The 2,522-nt window shown below is 44.3% G+C and carries 1 protein-coding gene, 2 tRNA genes and 1 rRNA gene; 1 reads left to right on the top strand and 3 read right to left on the bottom strand.

Features of this window, described 5'->3' with window-relative positions:
* Nucleotide 1: 1 nt before the first annotated feature.
* Nucleotides 2-77: transfer RNA gene (locus R8N49_RS24350), tRNA-Asn, on the top strand.
* Nucleotides 78-325: 248 nt separating this feature from the next.
* Here the strand turns inward: R8N49_RS24350 and R8N49_RS24345 are convergent.
* The 3 genes from R8N49_RS24345 to rrf all read right to left on the bottom strand — a co-directional run.
* On the bottom strand, nucleotides 326-1,762 hold the full coding sequence (locus tag R8N49_RS24345) for an NAD-dependent succinate-semialdehyde dehydrogenase (protein ID WP_080960149.1): 1,437 nt from the start codon (nucleotides 1,760-1,762) through the stop codon (nucleotides 326-328).
* Between the two features lie 497 nt (nucleotides 1,763-2,259).
* Nucleotides 2,260-2,336, bottom strand: a tRNA-Asp gene (locus tag R8N49_RS24340).
* 77 nt (nucleotides 2,337-2,413) lie between these two features.
* Nucleotides 2,414-2,522 (bottom strand): 5S ribosomal RNA (rrf, locus tag R8N49_RS24335); the annotation flags it as partial.

The raw sequence follows: 2,522 nt of genomic DNA, 5'->3' as shown, positions 1-2,522 counted from the left end.
TTCCTCCTTAGCTCAGTTGGTAGAGCGACGGACTGTTAATCCGCAGGTCGCTGGTTCGAGCCCAGCAGGAGGAGCCATATTAGAAGAAGCCGCATCACTTGATGCGGCTTTTTTGTATTAGTTTAAAGCTAAGCTCTCTCCTACCCCATAACGAAATAACATAAGCGCTTTGATTATTAAAAACCGCTTACCGCAAGCTAACTATCGACTCACTAAATAACCAGAAAATATTAACCACAAACGCGCGTGGCAAATGGTATGCCTTTCAACTAAAAAAAAGCCAGGTAAAAACCTAGCTTTTTAGTTCAATCGGCCATCTCTGAAATCAGCTTAAACCACCAAGACAAATATACTTTGTCTCCAGATATTCATCGAGTCCTTGCTTAGCACCTTCCCGTCCAACACCCGACTCTTTAACTCCACCAAATGGAGCCACTTCAGTAGAGATGATCCCTTCATTCACTCCAACCATGCCGTACTCTAAACCTTCACTAAAAGTCACAATACGCTTCAAGCTATTCGTATAGAAATAGCAAGCCAAACCATATTCTGTATCGTTCGCCATTTCGAGAACTTGATCATCATTTTCAAAGGTAACAATAGGCAACACAGGCCCGAATAGCTCTTGCTGAACAATCGACATATTCTGCGTCACACTATCCAAAAGAACGGGCTCCATAAAGCGACCATGCCGTCTCTGTGGAGAGTTAGCAATAGAGGCTCCTTCTTGTACAGCTTGATCGATCACCGCCTCTAGTCGATGCTTAGAGGCCATCGTAATAACAGGACCTAATGTGACATCTTTCTCTAAACCATTGCCAAGCTTTAATTTGCTTAACTTCGACAATACTTTATCAATAAAAGCTTGTTTTACATTTTTATGAACATATAACCGATTGGTACAAACACATGTTTGCCCTGCATTACGGAACTTCGACGCGACAAGCCCTTCCGCAGCCGCATCTAAGTCTGCATCTTCAAACACGATGAAAGGCGCATTACCACCCAACTCCATCGACACCGCCTTGACTGAATCACTGGCTTGCTTCATCAAAATTTTCCCGACTCGCGTAGACCCCGTAAAAGAGATCTTCTGAATCCTAGGATCAGTACTTAGTACTTGACCAAACTCAGCAGCCTGCTCCGACACCAAGACAGAAAGCAGTTCTTTAGGGATACCAGCCTGATAAGCTAATTCAACAACAGCAATTGCAGTGAGAGGGGTAAGCTCTGATGGCTTGATCAACATGCCACAACCTGCCGCTAGGGCTGGTGCTGCTTTTCTTGTAATCATCGCAATAGGGAAGTTCCAAGGTGTAATTGCAGCGCATACTCCCACAGGCTGGCGAATTGCAGATAGACGTCTATCTGTCGTGGGGGCAGGAATAACTTCGCCATAAGCACGTTTTGCTTCTTCTGAGAACCACTCGACAAAAGAGGCACCATACATCACTTCCCCTTTGCTCTCAGCTAAAGGTTTACCCTGCTCTAAGGTAATAATCGTGGCTATGTCTTCTGCATTATCAAGAAGTAGTTGATACCACCCCCTCAAACGACGAGAGCGCTCTTGGGCACTTAATTTAGCCCAACGGACTTGCTCCGTTTTGCACTGACCAATGAGATCATCTAACTCATCAAGAGTACTAGGCTTTAACCGAATTAACTCTTGCTCAGTTGCAGGGTTGATGACCACAATTCCCTCTTCGGAAGACCATTGCTTAAATACAGATTTCAGCGTTTCATTTTTTATTTGTTGCATCATCAAACATACTCCTCAAGAACTCCTCTTAGGTTAATCGCTACTAGCAAGTTCAGCAAAGAAAACAAAGTTTTCTAAAAGGCATTAATTTTCGGAAGACTTAGCTCTCTTCCTCACTATATTTCGCGAAATTGCGTAATCCACGCAACGACGGTCCCGCTCTAAACATGGAAGCAATGAATGTTTGAGAAATAAGATGTAGAAAATTATTGTTTAAGAGAGACGCTAACAAAACACGCAGTGAGGAAGACTATTCATTCTATTACGGTTGAGGGCGAGTGTTATAAAGACTCATTGTTCAAATGACCAATCTTTCAACGAGGACAGGATACAAACTCGGAGTAATTGGAAGTGCAGGCAGCAGGCTCATCTTCCTGAGAAACTCATGTGCCAAAAGGGTAAAGAAAGTCGTATTGTCTCGCCTTCAATGTGTAAATGCATTTCTAGGGGACACGACCAAACGAAAAAGCCCCAGTCTTTCGACTAGGGCTTAATATAAGTGGCGGAGTGGACGGGACTCGAACCCGCGACCCCCGGCGTGACAGGCCGGTATTCTAACCAACTGAACTACCACTCCGCAGTGGTATCACTCGCTTTAATAAGCAAGCGTCCGCTTTTGTCTTCACTTTTCGAAAAAGTGAAAATAAAACTAAAGCCTGGCGATGTCCTACTCTCACATGGGGAAACCCCACACTACCATCGGCGCTATTTCGTTTCACTTCTGAGTTCGGCATGGAAATCAGGTGGGTCCAAAACGCTATGG

The organism is Vibrio sp. 1978 (assembly GCF_033344345.1).
Note: the sequence above shows the minus strand (reverse complement) of the source record. Positions and strands in the feature narration are given on the sequence as shown.